Consider the following 17,572-nt stretch of genomic DNA (forward strand, 5'->3'; position numbering starts at 1 on the left):
TGCTTTCCAGGTTCCCGCTCTCGCGTTTCCCTTTCCGGCGGTTCTGACTCTATCAGATCCTTTCGGCCCTGATTCCCTGTCAGCGGGGTTCGTCCTCGCGGCTGTTGGGCCGTTCCGACGGGGTGAGACTTTAGCGGATCCTCGGCTCTCGAGCTAATCGAGAGCAGCGTCCTTTCGAACGTGGATTCCTCATTCCGTAAATACGCATGCCACACATGTCGACTGTCGTCGAAGAGTGCTGGTACTTGCGGAATGGCTGTCCGGGGACCGACCTCGGTCGGCGCTCACGTCGGACAACTCGGAGAACACTACGGAGCGGAGCGGGACGTGTCAACTTCAGTGCGCGGGGCCCTCGGGAGGCGTACGGTGGGGGGCGTGACGACGCGTACGTGTAACCAGCAGTGGTGGGCCGCCTGACGGCGGCCGGACTCACGTATGCACACAACGGCCGCCGCCTCGGCGGCCGTTCTCGTATCTCTCTCCCGGAGGGGCGGTCGGCCGAGAGCGGCGGTCCCGACCAGGAGGTGGAGAGATGACGCGGGTCTTCAGCGGGGTCAAGCCGACCGGGCATCTGACGCTGGGGAACTATCTCGGGGCCATGCGGCAGTGGGCTGCCGTCGACCAGCACCAGGCGGACGCGCTGTTCTGCGTCGTCGATCTGCATGCGCTGACCGTGGCGCACGATCCGGCGCGGGTGCGGCGGCTCAGTCGGCAGTCGGCGTCGCTGCTGCTGGCGGCCGGGCTGGATCCCCGGCTGTGCACCGTGTTCGTGCAGAGCCATGTGGACGAGCATGCGCGGCTGTCGTACCTGCTGGAGTGCGTGGCCTCCGACGGGGAGATGCGGCGGATGATCCAGTACCGGGAGAAGTCGGCGCTGGAGCGGGGGCGGGGCGGGAGTGTGCGGCTGTCGCTGCTGACGTATCCCGTGCTGATGGCCGCGGACATCCTGGCGTACGCGACGGACGAGGTGCCGGTCGGGGACGACCAGAGCCAGCATGTGGAGCTGACCCGGGACCTGGCGGTGCGGTTCAACCAGCGGTACGGGCAGACTTTCGTGGTGCCGCGGGTCACTCATCCGAAGGTGGCCGCGCGGGTGATGAACCTGCAGGATCCGGCGTCGAAGATGGGCAAGAGCGACGATGCCGGGCCCGGGATCGTCTATCTGCTGGACGAGCCCGATGTGGTGCGGAGGAAGGTCATGCGGGCGGTGACCGACAGCGGCCGGGAGGTCGTGTACGACCGGGAGGGCCGGCCCGGGGTGGCGAATCTGCTGGAGGTGCTGGCCGCCTGCACGGGTGGGGTGCCGGAGGAGCTTGCCGCCGGGTACCGGTCGTACGGGGATCTGAAGCGGGATGTCGCGGAGGCCGTGGTGGAGGTGTTGCGGCCGGTGCAGGAGCGGCACCGGGCGTTGTGTGCCGACCCCGGCTATGTGGAGGACGTACTGCGGGACGGTGCCGAGCGGGCGCGGGGGATGGCGCGGCCGGTGGTGGATGCCGCCTACCGCGCGATCGGGCTGCTGCCGCCCGTGCCGGCGGTTCCGGCGGCGCCGGTGCCCGTGGCGGCGACGGTGGTGAACGCGGCGCGGTAGGCGCGGGGGCTGGTGGCGAGGCGCGATGCGAAGTGCTGGCGCATCGTGACCTCGCTGCCGAAGCCGGCCCGGCGGGCGATCTCGGGCATCGGCAGGTCGGTGCGTTCCAGCAGCCGCTGGGCTGCGGCGAGGCGCTGGTCGAGGAGCCAGCGGCCCGGGGTGGTGCCGGTGGCGGTGGTGAAGTGGCGGGCGAAGGACCGCGGGGACATGCCGGCGCGGGCTGCCAGGTCGGCGACGGTGAGCGGCTCGTGCAGGTGGCGCAGGGCGTGTTCGCGGACGGCGGCGAGGGCATCGGCGTCTCGATCGGTGCGCGGGGTGGGGTGCTCGATGAACTGGGCCTGGGTGCCGGTGCGGAAGGGGGCGGTGACCATCGCGCGGGCGATGGTGGCGGCGGCCTCGGCGCCGTGGGCCAGGCGGACGAGGTGGAGGCAGAGGTCGATGCCGGCCGCGGTGCCGGCCGAGGTCCAGATGTTGTCGTCCTGGAGGAAGAGGGCGTCGGGGACGACGGTGACCTGGGGGTGGTGGGTGCGCAGCAGGTCGGTGAGGTTCCAGTGGGTGATGGCGCGGCGGCCGTCGAGCAGGCCGGCCTGGGCGAGAGTGAAGGCGCCACCGCACAGGGCGGCGAGGGTGGTGCCGCGGGTGTGGGCGCGGCGGAGGGCGGCGAGGACGGGGGCGGGTGCCGGGGTGAGGTGATCGTCGAGGCCGGGGACGACGACGAGGTCCGCGCGGTCGAGCCAGGCGAGGGCGCGGTCGGGATGGAGGGCGAGGCCACCGCGCATCGGGACGGCGGTGGTGCGGTCGGCGGCGACCCGGCGCAGGTCGTAGGCGGGGGCGCCGCGGTCGGTGCGGTCGGTTCCCCAGACCTCGGTGATCACGGAGACGTCGAAGGCCCGGATGCCGGGGAAGGCGACGAGGGCGACGCGGTAGGGGGTGGCTGTCTCCGCCATGGTGGCAGTAAACCATCGAACGCCGACTTTGCGACCTCTGGGGCGGGGGGCCGGACGGCGGCACGATCGGGGCATGGACATCACGGAGAACGCGGCGCTGGTCGTCGTGGACGTGCAGCAGGGATTCGAGGAGACGGACTTCTGGGGGGTGCGGAACAACCCGGGGGCGGACGGCAACATCGCCGCTCTGATCGACGTGTGGCAGTCGACCGGGCGGCCGGTGGTCTTCGTGCGGCACGACTCGGTGACGCCGGGGTCGCCGTTGCGGACCGGGCGGGAGGGCAACGGGTTCAAGGGGTACGTGGAGCAGCGCCGGGGGAAGGGGGCGGGTGCGGAGCTGCTGGTGACGAAGTCGGTGAACTCGGCGTTTCTCGGCGCGCCGGATCTGGCGGCCTGGCTGCGGGCGGCCGGGATCGGTCAGATCGTGCTGGCGGGCATCCAGACCAACATGTGTGTGGAGACCACGGCGCGGATGGGTGGGAACCTCGGGTTCGATGTTGTGTTCGTCCATGACGCGACGTACACGTTCGGTCTGGAGGGGCCGTTCGGCTGGCGGCAGAGCGCGGACGAGCTGGCGCGGGCGACGGCGGTGTCTCTGCACGGGGGCGGTTTCGCGCGGGTGGTGACCACGGCGGAGGTGGTCGGCGCGGCGGGGTGACCGCCCCCGGCGGGCGGGTCAGCCGGTGTTGCCGGAGAGGGGGTCAGCCGGTGTCGCCGGAGGCGAGCTCCCGGCTGCGGTCCCGGGCGGCCTGGAGGGCGGCGATGAGGGCGGCCCGTACGCCGTGGTTCTCCAGTTCGCGGATGGCGTTGATGGTGGTGCCCGCGGGGGAGGTGACGTTCTCCCGGAGCCTGACGGGGTGCTCGCCGCTGTCGCGGAGCATCACCGCGGCGCCGACGGCGGCCTGGACGATCAGGTCGTGGGCCTTGTCGCGGGGCAGGCCGAGCAGGATGCCCGCGTCGGTCATGGCCTCGACCAGGTAGAAGAAGTAGGCCGGGCCGGAGCCGGAGAGGGCGGTGCAGGCGTCCTGCTGAGCCTCGGGGACGCGGAGGGTCTTGCCGACGCCGCCGAAGATCTCCTCGGTGTGGGCGAGGTGCTCGGCGGTGGCGTGGGTGCCGGCGGAGATGACGGACATGGCCTCGTCGACGAGGGCGGGTGTGTTCGTCATGACCCGGACCACCGGAGTGCCGGTGGCGAGGCGCTCCTCGAAGAACGCGGTGGGGATGCCTGCGGCGCCGCTGATGATCAGGCGGTCGGCGGGGACGTGCGGGGCGAGTTCGTCGAGGAGGGTGCCCATGTCCTGCGGCTTGACCGTGAGGATCAGGGTGTCGGCGGTCTTGGCGGCCTCGGCGTTGCTGACCGGGGTGACTCCGTAGCGGGTGCGGAGCTCTTCCGCCCGTTCCGGGCGGCGGGCGGTGACCAGGAGGTCAGCGGGGGCCCAGCCGGCGCGGATCATTCCGCTGAGCAGGGCTTCGCCGATCTTGCCGGTGCCGAGGACTGCGACTTTCTGGGTCATGGCTTTCGGTGCCCTCCGGAGGTGCGTCGTCCGTGGTCATCCTCGCATCCCGGGGGTGCGGTGGGGTGGGGTGTCCAGTGGGCGGGATGTCGGCGGGTGGCCCGGCCTCCGGCGCTGGACGGGTGGATGGGTGGATGGGTGGATGGGTGGACGGGGCTAGGCCGTCCTGCGCCGGAGGGTGGCCGCGCCCAGGGCCAGGACGAGCAGCGCGCAGCCGGCGACGATCAGGACGTCGCGTACGAAGGCTGCGGTCATGTCGGTGTGGAGCAGGACCTCGTTCATGCCGTCGACGGCGTAGGACATGGGGAGGACGTTCGAGACGGCCTCCAGGACCGGGTGCATGTTGTCGCGCGCGGTGAAGAGGCCGCAGAGGAGGAGCTGCGGGAAGATCACGGCCGGCATGAACTGCACGGCCTGGAACTCGGAGGCGGCGAAGGCGGAGACGAAGAGGCCGAGGGCGGTGCCGAGGAGGGCGTCCAGCAGGGCGACGAGCAGCAGCAGCCAGGGGCTGCCGGTGACGTCCAGGCCCAGCAGCCACAGGGCCAGGCCGGTGGCGAGGACCGACTGGACGATCGCCAGGATGCCGAAGGCCAGCGCGTATCCGGCGATGAGGTCGGCCTTGCCGAGGGGGAGGGCGAGGAGGCGCTCGAGGGTGCCGGAGGTGCGTTCGCGCAGGGTGGCGATCGAGGTGATCAGGAACATCGTGATCAGCGGGAAGATGCCGAGGAGCGATGCACCGATGTTGTCGAAGGTGCGGGGACTGCCGTCGAAGACATAGCGCAGCAGGAAGAGCATCACGCAGGGGATGAGCAGCATCAGCGCGATGGTGCGCGGGTCGTGGGCGAGCTGGCGCAGGACACGGGTCGCGGTGGCGGTCGTGCGGGAGAGGTTCAGGGCGCGGGGCGGGGCGGCCGGGGGTGAGGCGGGGCCGGGGCGCGCGGTGGGTGTAGGGGTCATGAGGTGCGCTCCTTGGTACGGGCCGCTGCCGCCTTCGCTTCGTCGACCAGGTGCAGGAAGGCCGCTTCGACGGTCTCGGCGCCGGTACGGGTGCGCAGCGCGTCCGGGGTGTCGTCGGCGAGGAGCTCGCCCTCGCGCATGAGCAGCAGGCGGTGGCAGCGCTCGGCCTCGTCCATGACGTGGGAGGAGACCAGGAGGGTGGCACCGCGCTCGGCGGCGATGGTGTGGAAGAGGTTCCACAGGTCCCGGCGCAGGACGGGGTCCAGGCCGACGGTGGGCTCGTCGAGGACGAGCAGTTCCGGGGTGCCGAGCAGGGCGACGGCCAGGGAGACCCGGCTGCGCTGGCCACCGGAGAGGGTGCCGGCCAGGGCGTCGGCATGGCCGGTGAGGTCGACGTCGGCGATGGCGCGGGTGACGTCGGTGCGGCGGCGGGCGGCGGCGGCGCGGCCCGGGGCGATGATCGCGGCGAAGTAGTCGAGGTTCTGGCGGACGGTCAGGTCGTCGTAGACGGAGGGGGCCTGGGTGACGTAGCCGATGCGGGTGCGCAGGGTGGGGTGGCCGGCGGGTCGGCCGAGGACGTCGAGGGTGCCGCCGACCCTGGCCTGGGTGCCGACGACGGCCCGCATGAGGGTGGTCTTGCCACAACCGGAAGGGCCGAGGAGTCCGGTGATCTGGCCGCGGGGGACGGTGAAGTCGAGGCCGTGCAGAACGGTGCGGGAGCCGCGGACGACGGTGAGCTGCTCGGCGTGGACGGCCTGGGGGCCGGGGGTGGGGGGTGGCTGGCGGTGGGGTGGGCCGGCCGTCCCGGGAGGATTATTCACCATGTGATGAATAATCCTCCCGAGGGGCGCCGCGCGTCAAGCAGTGTGCGGATGCGCACCCGGGTCGACGGCCGTGAGCAGGACGACCTCGTACGTCTCCTCCACGGCTCCGTCCGGGAAGCGGGCCAGGAGGCGGTCGCGCTCCTCGGCGAAGAAGGCGGTGTTGCGGGTCTCGTCGTGGATGAGGAACGCGGAGTGCGTGCCGAGGTTGGCCAGGTGGGTGTCCACGGGGACGCGGCGGCTCCAGCGGACCTGACGACGGACGAGGCCGAGCCGGCCCCCGGGGTCGGCGGAGGACGGGCCGAGGCGGCGCAGCTCTTCGGTGGCGTCCCGGCCGAAGTGGCGGCCGAGGCGCTCGGCCTGTTCCGCGATCCACGGCACGTCGAGGGCGGCGGTGTTCCACCACAGCGCCAGCGTGCCGCCCGGACGCAGCACGCGCAGCGCCTCCGGCACGGAACGGGAAGGGTCGGTCCAGTGCCAGGACTGGGCGTAGGTGAGGACGTCCACGGTGTCGTCCGCGAGGGGCAGGGCATCGCCGGTGCCGCGGACGATCGGCACGTCCGGGAGAGTGCGCCTGAACTGGGCCGCCATGCCGTCACCGGGTTCGACGGCGATCACGTCGGCACCGCGGGCGTGCAGCAGGGCGGTCGCCAGGCCCGTACCGGCGCCGATGTCGGCGACGCGGGTGCCGGCGAGCGGACGGCCGGCGAGTTCCTCCAGCGCGTCGAGGAGGGCGGGCGGATAGGAGGGGCGGTGGGCGGCGTACCGGGCAGCGGCGGCGTCGAAGGAGCGGGCCCGGGTGGAGCGGGCCGGGAGGGAGTCTGCCGGGGCGGAAGGTGGCCTGGCCGAGTGGGACAGGGCGGAGCCGGACTGTGCGGAGCCGGACTGTGCGGAGCGGGAATGCGAGGAACGGGGCAGGTCGCAAGGGGACCCGACGGGCTGGGACCCGACGGGCTGGGACGGCTCGGGAGTGGCGGTGCCGGAGGACGTCGTCATGTCCGCCATGGTGGCCGTGGTCGCTGCGGAGTGCAGGCGGTTCCCGGCAGCGGCTGTTACCGGTCGGGTCCGGGGCCAGGGCGTCAGTGGCGGCGACTGGTCCCGGCAGCCACTGGTCCCGGCAGCCGCTGGTCCCGGCAGCCGCCGAGGTCGCGAGCCTCAGCAGCAGCGGACGAACCGGATCGACACACGGCCGTGGAACCCCACCGGCGCCGGCCGATCCCGGCCACCACCGAAGCCACGCATCCCAACGACCGCGCACGGCCCGGCCCAGCACCGGACCGCGAACCCCAGCAGCGCGGGCCACCCCAGCCACCACCGGTCCGCAGGCCCTCAGCGGCAGCGGCTGGTCCCGGGCGCCGATCGGGCCGCGGGCCTCAGCGGCGGCGGCGCTTCTTCGGGTTGCCCGAGCGGCGGGAGGTGCGCTGCTCGTACTGGCGCCGGGCCGTCTCGTACTCGGTGCGGTGGAGCTTCTCGCCGGGGGCCTCGAGGAGGGTGCGGAAGAAATAGGCGGCCAGCGAGCCGATGAAACCGATGGCCAGCAGTCCGCGCAGGGAGGCCTGGCGGTCGGGGTCGGGGCGGGCGGCGAAGCCGCTCCAGGTGTGGCGGAAGGCCAGCGCGCTGCAGACGGCGAACATGACGACCATCAGGATCGTCACGAAGCTGCCGATCTCGGCGATCTGCAGCCCCTGGTAGGCGAAGCGCAGCACCAGACAGGCGGCGACGGCCGCGGCGAGTGAGCCGACGGCGACGGCGACGCGCCGGGCGGTGTAGCCGCCGTCGTGGTGCACCCAGGTCGTGCCGAAGAAGCGGATGGGCTCCGGGCGGGGGCCGGAGCCCGGGGTGCCGTCGGTGCCGGGGGTGCCGTTCTCTGCGCTCACGCGTCGATTATGGCGCCGGGGGCGGGCCGGGCCGCGGTCGGCCCTAGGAACAGCGCCGGGCCACGTAACCGTCGCTGCCCGTGTAGATGTACGCGTCCGAGACGTACTGTCCGTTGGCGATGTTGTCCCAGATGTTCGACGTGCCGTACGGGCCGCGGATCCGGGTGCCCGGGGTCTGGCAGTAGATGGCGACCTTGGAGCCCTCGGGCAGGACGCGGACGACGGAGTAGCCGGTGCCCGGGCCGCTGCGGACGTTGAGGCGGACGCCGGGTGCGACGGAGTAGTAGCGCACGGACGCCGCCGCTGCCGTGATGACGGCCTCCGGGCCCCTTCCGTCCGCGGTCTCGGTACCGGCCCCGGTCACGCTCTCGGTCGCGGCGGTGTTCTCGGTCTCGGCCGTGTTCTCGACGGATGACAAGTGGACCTCCCCCGTTGGTCCCCATGCGGGTCATGGGGACACGTTGATTCCCTCGGATCACGTGGCAAACACCTGTACGTGATGCGCTCACGGAGGCTAGCAAGCCTCCTCGGTCCCGTTATGTCCCATGGACTAGGCTCCGAGCGTCGCGCGCGCGAACGAACAGCACGGGGGTGGTTCCATGGCGCCACAGCGGAACGCCGGGGCGGGCGCGGAAGCGGAACTTCCGGAGTACGCCGGTCACTACCGGCTGGAGTCCTGTCTGGGGTCCGGTGGTATGGGCGTGGTGCACCTGGCCCGCAGCACCTCCGGGATGAAGCTGGCGGTGAAGGTGGTGCACGCCGAGTTCGCCCGGGACCCCGAGTTCCGCGGGCGGTTCCGGCAGGAGGTGGGGGCCGCTCGGAAGGTGAGCGGTGCCTTCACCGCGCCGGTCGTCGACGCCGACCCGGACGCCGGGCGGCCCTGGATGGCCACCCAGTTCATTCCCGGGCCGACCCTCGCGGAGCAGGTGAAGCGGAACGGCCCCATGGAACCCGCCCAGTTGCGCCGGCTGATGGCCGGGCTCGCGGAGGCGCTGCGGGACATCCACCGGGTCGGGGTGGTGCACCGGGATCTGAAGCCGAGCAACGTGCTGCTCGCCGAGGACGGGCCGAAGGTCATCGACTTCGGCATCTCCCGGCCGTCGGACAGCGAACTGCGCACCGAGACGGGGAAGCTGATCGGCACGCCGCCGTTCATGGCGCCCGAGCAGTTCCGGCGGCCCCGCGAGGTGGGCCCCGCGGCGGACGTCTTCGCGCTCGGGTCGGTGCTGGTGCACGCGGCGCGCGGACGGGGGCCGTTCGACTCCGACAGCCCGTATGTCGTCGCCTACCAGGTCGTGCACGACGAGCCCGATCTGACCGGTGTGCCGGAGGAGCTGGCGCCGCTGGTGCTGCGATGTCTGGCCAAGGAGCCCGAGGACCGGCCCACCCCGGACACGCTGATGCGCGAACTGCGATCGGTGGCGGCCTCGTACGACACGCAGCTCTTCCTGCCGGCACAGCGGACGCCGGTGGCGGAACCGGCCGCGGAGGCGAACCCGGGGACGGGGGCGGGCGCGGACCTCGGCTCGGAGGCGGAGGGAGCGGGCGGCGGCGCGGGGCAGGGCCGCGTGGGGCGGCGGCGCTGGGGCCGGCGGACGGCTCTCGGTGCCGGGGCGGTGGCCGTCGCCGTGGCCGTGGCCGCCGCGGTGGTCTCGGTGCGGGCGGCGGACGGGGGCGGGGATCCGCGAGGTGACGACGCCCGGCACGCCATGGCCGCCGGGGTGCGGGCCTGGGAGGCCGCGTCCACCGGCGGGCAGGGGATGCCGCAGTGCTCGTACGGCGCGGGTGCGCTGGTCTGCGGCCGGAACGGGCTCGTCTACGCACTCGACCCGGCCGACGGGCGGCTGCTGTGGCGGCACTCCGTGGCCCCCCTGCTGCGCAGCACGCCCCCGGTGGTGGCGGCCGGCCTGGTGCAGCCGGAGGTGGACCACGGCGCTGGCCTGGAGGCGCTCGACCCTGCCTCGGGGACAGCGCGCTGGCAGCGCGACGACCTCCCGCACACCGGGTCGACCACGGCAGGCAGTGTGCTGCTGCTCACCGGGGACGACGGGACGGTCACCGCGGTGGACGGCGGCTCGGGGGACGTGGTGTGGAACCGGCGGGTCCCCGGCCTGCCGGACCCGTACTTCCGGTGGTTCCCCGGGGAGCCGACGGCGTACGCCACGACGGTGACCGGTGACGGAGCACGCACCCGGGTGACCGCGGTGGACCCGGCGAGCGGTGATGTGCGGTGGGACAGGAAGCTGACCGGGAACCTGGATCTGCTCGGCGCGGCGGACGGGTCGGTCTACTTCACCGTGAGCGGCGCGGTCCTCGGGCGAACCGAGGCGCTGGTGCGGTACACGCCGGACACCGGTGAGGTGCGCCGGGTGGAGCTGCCGGTGCCGGTCGAGTCGGCCCAGGGGTCGGTGCACGGGGACGACGTGTATCTCAGCGGCCTCGGCGGTTCCCTGGTCGCCGTGGACATGGTGGCGGGCGAGCAGCGCTGGCGGCTGGAGACCGGCATGGCCAGCGGCTCGGCCCCCGTGACCGACGGCCGGCATGTCTACGTCACCGGTCCCGACGGGCGGCTCCTCGGCGTGGACGCCCGCGAGGGGCGGCTGCTCGGCCAGACGCCGCCCCGGCTCGGCGACGGCGACGGCGTCCCGGCCTCGCTTCCCGCGCCGGTGGTCGCCGACGGCCTCGTCTACGCCGGGGCGCCCGACGGGACCGTGTTCGCCGTGGACGGGCGGGATCCGGCCGGCTGGTAGAGCGGGCGGGGACGGCCGCTCGAGGCGCGGGGACGGCTGCCCGGGACGCCGACGGGGCCGGTGGTCGCAGCCGTCCGGTGGACGCCTGGCCGGTCGGCCCCTGACACCCCGCCCGGGCGGTCGGCCGCCTGAGCCAGGCAGGCAGCCTCGGCACCGCCGCCGGGACCTGATCACGCTGTGGTGCACGCCCCAGCACCGGCTCGGCTTCGCGGTGCAGATGTGCACCGCCCGGTACGTCGGCCGGTTCCTGCCGGACGACCCGTCGGACCCGCCATGGTCGGTGATCGACCGCCCGGCGTTGCGCCGTGGATCGAGGACTCCTTGGTGGTGCAGCGGTGAGGCGACCAGCCTCCGCGGACCGCGTACGACCACGCCGGGGGAGATCCCGGACGCCCTACGCCTGCGCCTACACCTGCAGCCGGTCCGAGGACCACGAGTGGAGCCGGAGTCCCGTACGTTCCGGCACGGGCGGGCCTGGGCGCACGCCGTGGGGCCGTGGCCCGGTCCGGCCAGGCGGTCGGGATGCACGCCCCGTGGCGGGCACGGCCCGGCGGGAGGACCGCGTGCTGCCCGGCGACCCGGTGGCGCTGCTCGACGTGCCGGGCCGCCACACCTTCCGCGCCCCGGGCCCGGCCGGCGGCGGGCTGCGGCCTCTGCGAGACCTGGCGGAGGCGGTGGACGAGGACGATGGGGCGGGGGCGGACCGAGTGTCAGGAACCGCCCAGGGCGCTGATCAGCTTCCGGAGCCGGCCACGTGCTGGACGTCGGCCGCGGTCGCAGGGGTGCGGTCCGGGGCTGCGCCGCCCTGGTAGAACGGATAGTCCGTGTAGCCGGCCTGTCCTCCGCCGTAGAACGTGGCCGGGTCGGCCGCGGTCAGGGGCAGGTCCTCCCGGTAGCGGCGGACCAGGTCCGGGTTGGCAAGGAACGGGGTGCCGAAGGCGATCAGGTCGGCGTGTCCGCTGTGCACCGCTGCCTGGGCGCGCTCGAGGTCGTAGCCGTTGTTGGCGATGAACGCACCGGCGAACCTCGTCCGCAGTACGCGGTAGTCGACGGATGCGGTCTTCGTCATCATGTCGCCCTCCAGGACGTGCGCGTACGCCAGGCCGCGTGCACTCAGCTGCCCCAGGAAGTACTCGAAGTGGCCGTGCGGGTCGGAGTCCGACATCGAGTTGAAGCCGTTCTCCGGCGTCAGGCGCACGCCCACCCGCTCGGCGGGCCACTCGGCGCACACGGCGTCGAGGACCTCGTTCAGCAACCGCATGCGGTTGGCCGCGCTGCCGCCGTACGCGTCGAGGCGGTGGTTGGTCCCGTCGCGCAGGAACTGGTCGATCAGGTAACCGTTGCCGGCGTGGACCTCGATGCCGTCGAAGCCCGCCTGCCCGGCCAGCTCGGCGGCGTGGCGGAACTCGGCGACGACTCCCGGAAGCTCGCCCGCTCCGAGCGCTCGGGGCGTCACGAAGTCCTGCGGGCCGGTGTAGGTGACCGCCTGGCCGACGGGTGTGAGCGCCGAGGGGGCGACGGGCGCCTGCCCGTCCAGCAGACTCGGGTGGGAGACGCGGCCGCAGTGCTGCAACTGGACGAAGATTCGGCCGCCCTCCTCGTGGACCGCGTCGGTCAGGCGCCGCCAGCTCGCCGCGTGGGCGTCGGTGTACAGCCCGGGGGTGAAGGGGTAGCCCACCGCCTGCGGCGAGACCGTGGTGGACTCCGCGACGATCAGGCCCGCGGTGGCGCGCTGCCGGTAGTGGGCGACCATCAGCGGGGAAACGCACCCGTCGGCTTCGGCACGGTTGCGGGTCATCGGCGCCATCACCATCCGGTTGGCGAGCTTGAGGCTGCCCAGGGCGAACGGCGTGAACAAGTCGAGGGGCATGCGGAGCTCCTGCGTTGTGGCGACCTCGTAGGACGACTGTCCTAGAGCGCCGCCACGCTAGGTCGCCCGCGCCGGAGATGTCAACGACTTGACGACCTAGGACGACTGACCTACGTTAGGGATCTAGGGCGACTGTCCTACGGCCTCGGAAGGGGATCACCATGCCTGCTGCGGCGACCCGCGATCAGATCGTCGCGGCGGCCGACCGGCTCTTCTACCACCACGGCTACGAGCACACCTCGTTCGCGGACATCGCCGGTGCCGTCGGCCTGTCGCGGGGCAACTTCTACTACCACTTCAAGTCCAAGGACGCGATCCTCGACGCGGTGATCGACGCCCGCCTCGCCGACACCCGGCGGGTGCTGGAGCAGTGGGAGGCCGAAGCGCCCACCCCGGCCGGCCGCATCATGCGGTACGTCGAGATCGTGCTGACCAACCGCGCCGACATCCAGGACTACGGCTGCCCCGTGGGCACCCTGACCACCGAGCTCGCCAAGCTGGAACACTCCATGCTCGGCCAGGCCGGTCGCCTGTTCGCCCTGTTCCGTGCATGGCTCCGCGAGCAGTTCGCACTGCTCGGACCGGCCGATCAGGCCGACGAGCTGGCGATGCACGTGCTCGCCTTCAGCCAGGGCGTCGCCGTCATGGCCAACGCCTTCCACGACGAGGCGTTCATCCGGCGGGAGGTCGACCGCATGCGCGACTGGCTGAGCACCTACGAGAAATGAGAGAGCGCATGTTCGTGGTTCTGCTTCGGTTCTCCGGCAACAAGGCCGCCGCCGACCGGCACCTGGCCGGTCATCAAGAGTGGATCAAGCGCGGCCTGGACGACGGGGTCTTCCTGCTGGTCGGCGGCATCCGGCCGGGCCTCGGCGGCGCAGTCCTCGCCCACGGCACCTCGCCCGAGGAACTGCAGAAGCGCGTCGCCGAGGACCCCTTCGTCGCCCAGGACGTCGTCACGGCGGAGATCCTCGAGATCGCTCCGGGGATGGCGGACGAGCGGCTGAGCTTCCTGCTGTGACGGCGCTCTTCCACGGCCCCGACGGCGCGCCGCGCTGCCCGTGGAGCGGAACAGCCCCGGAGTCCCTCGCCCACCCACGACACCGAACGGGGATTCCTCGTCGGTGACGACCGGCGCCTGCTCGAGACGCTGAGCCCGGAGTGCTCAGGTCCGGGCCGAGCCGGCGCACGATCCTGGCCGAGCGCGAGAAATTCCGCTCCGCCCTCGCGGCGTTCGAGGTCTCGGCCGTCGCCCGATCCGACCAGCGTGACGTCGGGCACCTCTTGGGCGACGTGGGTGTCGTCCGGCACCGCGGCAAGATCGAAGCGATGATCGACAACGCCCGCCGGGCCGCGGAACCGGTCGAGCGGGAGGATCGATCAACGGCCACGCCCGCGGATGCCCGATCCGGCCCGGGGCACGGCGGACCCGCGGAGAATACGACCGCACCGGACGAGCCGCCCCCGGGACCGGCCGGACCCGGAGTCCGACGGTTGCGGTCAGCCTGCCGTGCTCCCGGATGAGCTCCGCGAGCACGGCGAAGACGTGAAGGACGTGCCGGTCCGCCGGGAGCGGCTCCGGTGATTCAGGCGCTGGACCGGGCCGGGCCCGGGCGGGCCGCTCAGCCCAGCTTGGTCACGTCGCGGACCGCGCCCTTGTCGGCACTGGTCGCCATCGCCGCGTAGGCGCGCAGCGCGGCCGAGACCTTGCGGTCGCGGTTCCTCGGGACGTACCGGCCGTTCAGGGCCTGCTCGCGGCGGGCCAGCTCGGCATCGTCGACCAGGAGCTCGATGGAGCGGCTGGGGATGTCGATGCGGATCCGGTCGCCGTCCTCGACCAGCGCGATGGTGCCGCCGGAGGCCGCCTCCGGGGAGGCGTGGCCGATGGACAGGCCGGAGGTGCCGCCGGAGAAGCGGCCGTCGGTGATCAGGGCGCAGGCCTTGCCCAGGCCGCGGCTCTTCAGGTACGAGGTCGGGTAGAGCATCTCCTGCATGCCCGGGCCGCCCTTGGGGCCCTCGTAGCGGATGACGACGACGTCGCCCTCCGTGACCTGTTTGGTGAGGATCTTCTCCACGGCCTCCTCCTGCGACTCGCAGACGACCGCCGGGCCCTCGAAGGTCCAGATCGACTCGTCCACGCCCGCCGTCTTCACGACACAGCCGTCTACGGCGAGGTTGCCGCGCAGCACCGCCAGGCCGCCGTCCTTGGAGTAGGCGTGCTCGGCGGAGCGGATGCAGCCGCCCTCGGCGTCCTCGTCCAGCGACGCCCAGCGCTCGGACTGGGAGAAGGCCTCGGCGGAGCGGACGCAGCCGGGGGCCGCGTGCCACAGTTCGACGGCTTCCGGCGACGGGGAGCCGGCACGGACGTCCCAGGTCTTCAGCCAGTCGTCCAGGGAGGGGCTGTGCACGGCGTGGACGTCCTCGTTGAGCAGGCCGGCGCGGTGCAGTTCGCCGAGGAGGGCCGGGATGCCGCCGGCGCGGTGCACGTCCTCCATGTAGTACGTGCGGTCCTTGGCGACGTTGGGGGCGACCTTGGCCAGGCACGGGACGCGGCGCGAGAGGGCGTCCATCTCGGTGAGGCCGAAGGGGACGTCGGCCTCCTGGGCGGCGGCCAGCAGGTGCAGGATCGTGTTGGTCGAGCCGCCCATGGCGATGTCGAGCGCCATGGCGTTCTCGAAGGCCGCGGCGGTGGCGATGTTGCGGGGCAGGACCGAGTCGTCGTCCTGCTCGTAGTAGCGGCGGGTCAGGTCCAGCACCGTGCGGGCGGCGTTCTCGTAGAGCGCCCTGCGCGCGGTGTGGGTGGCCAGGACCGAGCCGTTGCCGGGGAGGGAGAGGCCGATGGCCTCGGTGAGGCAGTTCATCGAGTTGGCGGTGAACATGCCGGAGCAGCTGCCGCAGGTCGGGCAGGCGTTCTCCTCGATGCGCAGGACGTCGGCGTCGGAGACCTGGTCGTTGGCCGCCTCCACCATGGCGTCGACCAGGTCCAGGGTGCGGACGGTGCCGTCGACCAGGGTGGCGCGGCCGGACTCCATCGGGCCGCCGGAGACGAAGACCGTCGGGATGTTCAGCCGCAGGGCGGCGTTGAGCATGCCCGGGGTGATCTTGTCGCAGTTGGAGATGCAGATCAGGGCGTCGGCGCAGTGGGCCTCGACCATGTACTCCACGCTGTCCGCGATCAGGTCGCGGGAGGGGAGGCTGTACAGCATGCCGCCGTGGCCCATGGCGATGCCGTCGTCCACGGCGATCGTGTTGAACTCGCGCGGGATGCCGCCGGCCGCGACGACGGCCTCGCTGACGATCCTGCCGACCGGTGCGAGGTGGGTGTGGCCCGGCACGAACTCCGTGAAGCTGTTGGCGACCGCGATGATCGGCTTCCGGCCGATGTCCGCGCCCGGTACACCGGAGGCGCGCATAAGGGCGCGGGCGCCCGCCATGTTGCGGCCGTGGGTGACTGTGCGGGACCTCAGCTCGGGCATCGTCGCTCGCTCCTTCGGAGAGTTCTGCCAGGAAGCGCTGACAGTTCTGACTGACGTCGAGCGTACGCCGGTCATCCAGGGGGCGGGACGCAGTGTCCGGAATTCGGGATGCCCGTCTCCCCGGCGGAGGTGGTGAAGGGTCCCCTGGGGCGTCAGGGGCCGGTGAGGTGGCCCTGGACGACCGGTGCGAGGCGGGTGACGATCCGCTCCGGGTCCACCGAGGCCAGCGGCTCGACCTTGATCACGTAGCGCAGCATCGCTGTCCCCACCAGCTGCGCCGCCGCCAGCTCGGCGCGCAGCTCCGCCTCCCCCTCCGGCAGCTCCAGCTGGGCGGCTATGCGGTGCAGCAGCTGGGCGGCGATCAGCCGGCGGAAGACCGCGGCGGCGGTCTCGTTGTTGACGGCGGAGCGGACGATCGCCAGCAGCGGCGTACGGGTGGTGGGGTTCTCCCAGACGCCGAGGACGAAGCGGGTCAGCCGCTCCCCCACCGTGTCGAGCGGTCCCGCGGCGACCGTGTCCGAGGCCTGCAGGGCGGGGGCGAAGGCCACCTCGATGGCCGCCTCGAACACTTGCTCCTTGGTGCCGAAGTAGTGGTGCACGAGCGCCGCGTCGACGCCGGCCGCCTTGGCGATGCCGCGTACCGACGTCTTGTCGTAGCCGCGTTCGGAGAACTCCGTGCGGGCCGCGGTGAGGATGCGGGCGCGGGTGCCGGCGGACTCCGTGCGCGGCGGGCGGCCACGGCGGCGGACGGGCGGGCCTTCCGTGGTCCCGTCGGGCGTCTCACCGGGCGTCTCACCGGGCGTCTCACCGGGCGAGTCAGCGGACGGCCCGGCGGTGCGGTCGCTCATCGGCGCGGCACCTTCGCCGCGGAGGCCAGATGCAGCCGGGTGAAGGCCAGGGCCTCCGCGAGGTCGGCCTCCCGCTCGGCGCCGGACATCGCGCGCCGGGTGTTGACCTCGATGACGACATGGCCGTCGAAGCCGGTGTGCGCGAGGCGCTCCAGCACCTCGGCGCAGGGCTGGGTGCCGCGGCCGGGGACCAGGTGCTCGTCCTTCGCCGAGCCGCGGCCGTCGGCGAGATGCAGGTGGCCGAGGCGGTCGCCCATGCGGTCGACCATGGCGAGGGCGTCGGTGCGGGCGGTCGCGGTGTGGCTGAGATCGATCGTGAAGTGGCGGTAGTCGTCCTTGGTGACGTCCCAGTCCGGGGCGTAGGCGAGCATCTCGCGGTCTCGGTAGCGCCAGGGGTACATGTTCTCCACGGCGAACCGCACGTCCGTCTCGTTCGCCATCCGCCAGATCCCGGACACGAAGTCCCGGGCGTACTGCCGCTGCCAGCGGAACGGCGGGTGCACGACGACGGTGCTCGCGCCGAGCTTCTCGGCGGCGGCCCGGGCCCGCTGGAGCTTGGTCCAGGGGTCGGTGGACCACACCCGCTGGGTGATCAGCAGGCAGGGGGCGTGGACGGCCAGGACCGGCACCTGGTGGTAGTCGCTGAGCCGGCGCAGCGCCTCGATGTCCTGGCTGACCGGATCGGTCCACACCATCACCTCGACGCCGTCGTAGCCGAGGCGTGCGGCGATCTCGAAGGCCGTCGCCGTCGACTCCGGGTAGACGGAGGCCGTCGACAGGGCGACCTTCGCATCCGGAATGCGGACAACGTCCCTCGGTTCTGCCACGAGGGACAGGTTACGGGGTGGGGGCGGGTCGGGGCCGGGCGGCCGTTCGCCGTTGTGGCGTTTGCCATAGGCGGGTGCCGCACGGGGCGGGTGGTGG

General features: G+C 72.7%; 18 protein-coding genes. 7 read left to right on the top strand and 11 right to left on the bottom strand.

Annotated features, from left to right (window positions below; all coding sequences use genetic code 11):
- The first annotated feature begins 532 nt into the window (after positions 1-532).
- Positions 533-1,588: a tryptophan--tRNA ligase gene (gene trpS, locus V5O46_RS11850; protein WP_332884509.1), complete on the top strand. Its 1,056-nt coding sequence runs from the start codon at positions 533-535 to the stop codon at positions 1,586-1,588.
- On the opposite strand, the gene V5O46_RS11855 is transcribed toward trpS, so the two are convergent.
- Complete coding sequence (locus V5O46_RS11855; RefSeq protein WP_332884510.1) at positions 1,498-2,535, bottom strand: GlxA family transcriptional regulator; 1,038 nt, start codon at positions 2,533-2,535, stop codon at positions 1,498-1,500. The two genes, trpS and V5O46_RS11855, sit on opposite strands and share 91 nt — an antisense overlap.
- 73 nt (positions 2,536-2,608) lie before the next feature.
- On the opposite strand from V5O46_RS11855, the gene V5O46_RS11860 reads away from it, so the two are divergent.
- Positions 2,609-3,193, top strand: coding sequence for a cysteine hydrolase family protein (locus V5O46_RS11860; protein ID WP_332884511.1), 585 nt, complete (start codon positions 2,609-2,611; stop codon positions 3,191-3,193).
- A 43-nt stretch (positions 3,194-3,236) separates the two neighbouring features.
- On the opposite strand, the gene proC is transcribed toward V5O46_RS11860, so the two are convergent.
- From proC to V5O46_RS11890, 6 genes are all read right to left on the bottom strand, one after another.
- Entirely contained in the window at positions 3,237-4,049 is an 813-nt protein-coding gene (proC, locus tag V5O46_RS11865) for a pyrroline-5-carboxylate reductase (RefSeq protein WP_332884512.1), read from the bottom strand.
- Between the two features lie 156 nt (positions 4,050-4,205).
- Positions 4,206-5,006: an ABC transporter permease gene (locus V5O46_RS11870; RefSeq protein ID WP_332884513.1), complete on the bottom strand. Its 801-nt coding sequence runs from the start codon at positions 5,004-5,006 to the stop codon at positions 4,206-4,208.
- Complete coding sequence (locus tag V5O46_RS11875) at positions 5,003-5,830, bottom strand: ABC transporter ATP-binding protein (RefSeq protein WP_332884514.1); 828 nt, start codon at positions 5,828-5,830, stop codon at positions 5,003-5,005. Before V5O46_RS11875 ends, V5O46_RS11870 begins: the two co-directional genes overlap by 4 nt.
- 33 nt (positions 5,831-5,863) lie before the next feature.
- Positions 5,864-6,823, bottom strand: coding sequence for a class I SAM-dependent methyltransferase (locus V5O46_RS11880; protein WP_332884515.1), 960 nt, complete (start codon positions 6,821-6,823; stop codon positions 5,864-5,866).
- Between the two features lie 377 nt (positions 6,824-7,200).
- Positions 7,201-7,704, bottom strand: coding sequence for an EamA/RhaT family transporter (locus V5O46_RS11885; RefSeq protein WP_332884516.1), 504 nt, complete (start codon positions 7,702-7,704; stop codon positions 7,201-7,203).
- Between the two features lie 43 nt (positions 7,705-7,747).
- A complete protein-coding gene (locus V5O46_RS11890; protein ID WP_408648981.1) occupies positions 7,748-8,068 on the bottom strand; it encodes an SH3 domain-containing protein in 321 nt (106 codons plus the stop codon).
- Between the two features lie 235 nt (positions 8,069-8,303).
- Here V5O46_RS11890 and V5O46_RS11895 point away from each other — a divergent pair, with 235 nt between their 5' ends.
- Complete coding sequence (locus V5O46_RS11895) at positions 8,304-10,454, top strand: outer membrane protein assembly factor BamB family protein (protein WP_332884517.1); 2,151 nt, start codon at positions 8,304-8,306, stop codon at positions 10,452-10,454.
- Between the two features lie 175 nt (positions 10,455-10,629).
- A complete protein-coding gene (locus tag V5O46_RS31880) occupies positions 10,630-11,187 on the top strand; it encodes a DUF4158 domain-containing protein (protein ID WP_408648982.1) in 558 nt (185 codons plus the stop codon).
- On the opposite strand, the gene V5O46_RS11900 is transcribed toward V5O46_RS31880, so the two are convergent.
- Positions 11,188-12,324, bottom strand: coding sequence for an alkene reductase (locus V5O46_RS11900; protein ID WP_332884518.1), 1,137 nt, complete (start codon positions 12,322-12,324; stop codon positions 11,188-11,190).
- 161 nt (positions 12,325-12,485) lie between these two features.
- Between V5O46_RS11900 and V5O46_RS11905 the strand changes: the two genes are divergently transcribed.
- The 3 genes from V5O46_RS11905 to V5O46_RS31885 all read left to right on the top strand — a co-directional run bounded on the left by V5O46_RS11905 (position 12,486) and on the right by V5O46_RS31885 (position 13,848).
- Positions 12,486-13,052 carry a TetR/AcrR family transcriptional regulator gene (locus V5O46_RS11905; protein ID WP_332884519.1) on the top strand — a complete coding sequence of 189 codons (567 nt, stop codon included), beginning with the start codon at positions 12,486-12,488 and terminating at the stop codon, positions 13,050-13,052.
- Positions 13,053-13,060: 8 nt separating this feature from the next.
- On the top strand, positions 13,061-13,345 hold the full coding sequence (locus tag V5O46_RS11910) for a YciI family protein (RefSeq protein WP_332884520.1): 285 nt from the start codon (positions 13,061-13,063) through the stop codon (positions 13,343-13,345).
- 140 nt (positions 13,346-13,485) lie between these two features.
- A complete protein-coding gene (locus tag V5O46_RS31885) occupies positions 13,486-13,848 on the top strand; it encodes a DNA-3-methyladenine glycosylase I (RefSeq protein WP_408648970.1) in 363 nt (120 codons plus the stop codon).
- Positions 13,849-13,946: 98 nt separating this feature from the next.
- Here the strand turns inward: V5O46_RS31885 and ilvD are convergent, their stop codons facing one another.
- The 3 genes from ilvD to V5O46_RS11925 form a co-directional block, all read right to left on the bottom strand.
- On the bottom strand, positions 13,947-15,800 hold the full coding sequence (gene ilvD, locus V5O46_RS11915) for a dihydroxy-acid dehydratase (protein WP_332884521.1): 1,854 nt from the start codon (positions 15,798-15,800) through the stop codon (positions 13,947-13,949).
- 152 nt (positions 15,801-15,952) lie between these two features.
- Positions 15,953-16,648 (bottom strand): TetR/AcrR family transcriptional regulator, encoded by a 696-nt coding sequence (locus V5O46_RS11920; protein ID WP_332884522.1) that lies wholly within the window; start codon positions 16,646-16,648, stop codon positions 15,953-15,955.
- Positions 16,645-17,475, bottom strand: a complete 831-nt coding sequence (locus V5O46_RS11925; protein WP_332884523.1) for a sugar phosphate isomerase/epimerase family protein — start codon at positions 17,473-17,475, stop codon at positions 16,645-16,647. Before V5O46_RS11925 ends, V5O46_RS11920 begins: the two co-directional genes overlap by 4 nt.
- Positions 17,476-17,572: the final 97 nt, after the last annotated feature.

The sequence above is a fragment of the Streptomyces poriticola genome (genome assembly GCF_036689765.1).
Lineage (GTDB): Bacteria > Actinomycetota > Actinomycetes > Streptomycetales > Streptomycetaceae > Streptomyces > Streptomyces poriticola.

Bases quoted from the DNA above. Each gene is read 5' to 3' on its own strand.
- V5O46_RS11880 (WP_332884515.1), bottom strand. From the start codon at position 6,823: ATGACGACGTCCTCCGGCACCGCCACTCCCGAGCCGTCCCAGCCCGTC.
- V5O46_RS11905 (WP_332884519.1), top strand. From the start codon at position 12,486: ATGCCTGCTGCGGCGACCCGCGATCAGATCGTCGCGGCGGCCGACCGG.
- V5O46_RS11920 (WP_332884522.1), bottom strand. From the start codon at position 16,648: ATGAGCGACCGCACCGCCGGGCCGTCCGCTGACTCGCCCGGTGAGACG.
- proC (WP_332884512.1), bottom strand. From the start codon at position 4,049: ATGACCCAGAAAGTCGCAGTCCTCGGCACCGGCAAGATCGGCGAAGCC.
- trpS (WP_332884509.1), top strand. From the start codon at position 533: ATGACGCGGGTCTTCAGCGGGGTCAAGCCGACCGGGCATCTGACGCTG.
- V5O46_RS11870 (WP_332884513.1), bottom strand. From the start codon at position 5,006: ATGACCCCTACACCCACCGCGCGCCCCGGCCCCGCCTCACCCCCGGCC.
- V5O46_RS11910 (WP_332884520.1), top strand. From the start codon at position 13,061: ATGTTCGTGGTTCTGCTTCGGTTCTCCGGCAACAAGGCCGCCGCCGAC.
- ilvD (WP_332884521.1), bottom strand. From the start codon at position 15,800: ATGCCCGAGCTGAGGTCCCGCACAGTCACCCACGGCCGCAACATGGCG.
- V5O46_RS11895 (WP_332884517.1), top strand. From the start codon at position 8,304: ATGGCGCCACAGCGGAACGCCGGGGCGGGCGCGGAAGCGGAACTTCCG.
- V5O46_RS11860 (WP_332884511.1), top strand. From the start codon at position 2,609: ATGGACATCACGGAGAACGCGGCGCTGGTCGTCGTGGACGTGCAGCAG.
- V5O46_RS11875 (WP_332884514.1), bottom strand. From the start codon at position 5,830: ATGGTGAATAATCCTCCCGGGACGGCCGGCCCACCCCACCGCCAGCCA.
- V5O46_RS11900 (WP_332884518.1), bottom strand. From the start codon at position 12,324: ATGCCCCTCGACTTGTTCACGCCGTTCGCCCTGGGCAGCCTCAAGCTC.
- V5O46_RS11855 (WP_332884510.1), bottom strand. From the start codon at position 2,535: ATGGCGGAGACAGCCACCCCCTACCGCGTCGCCCTCGTCGCCTTCCCC.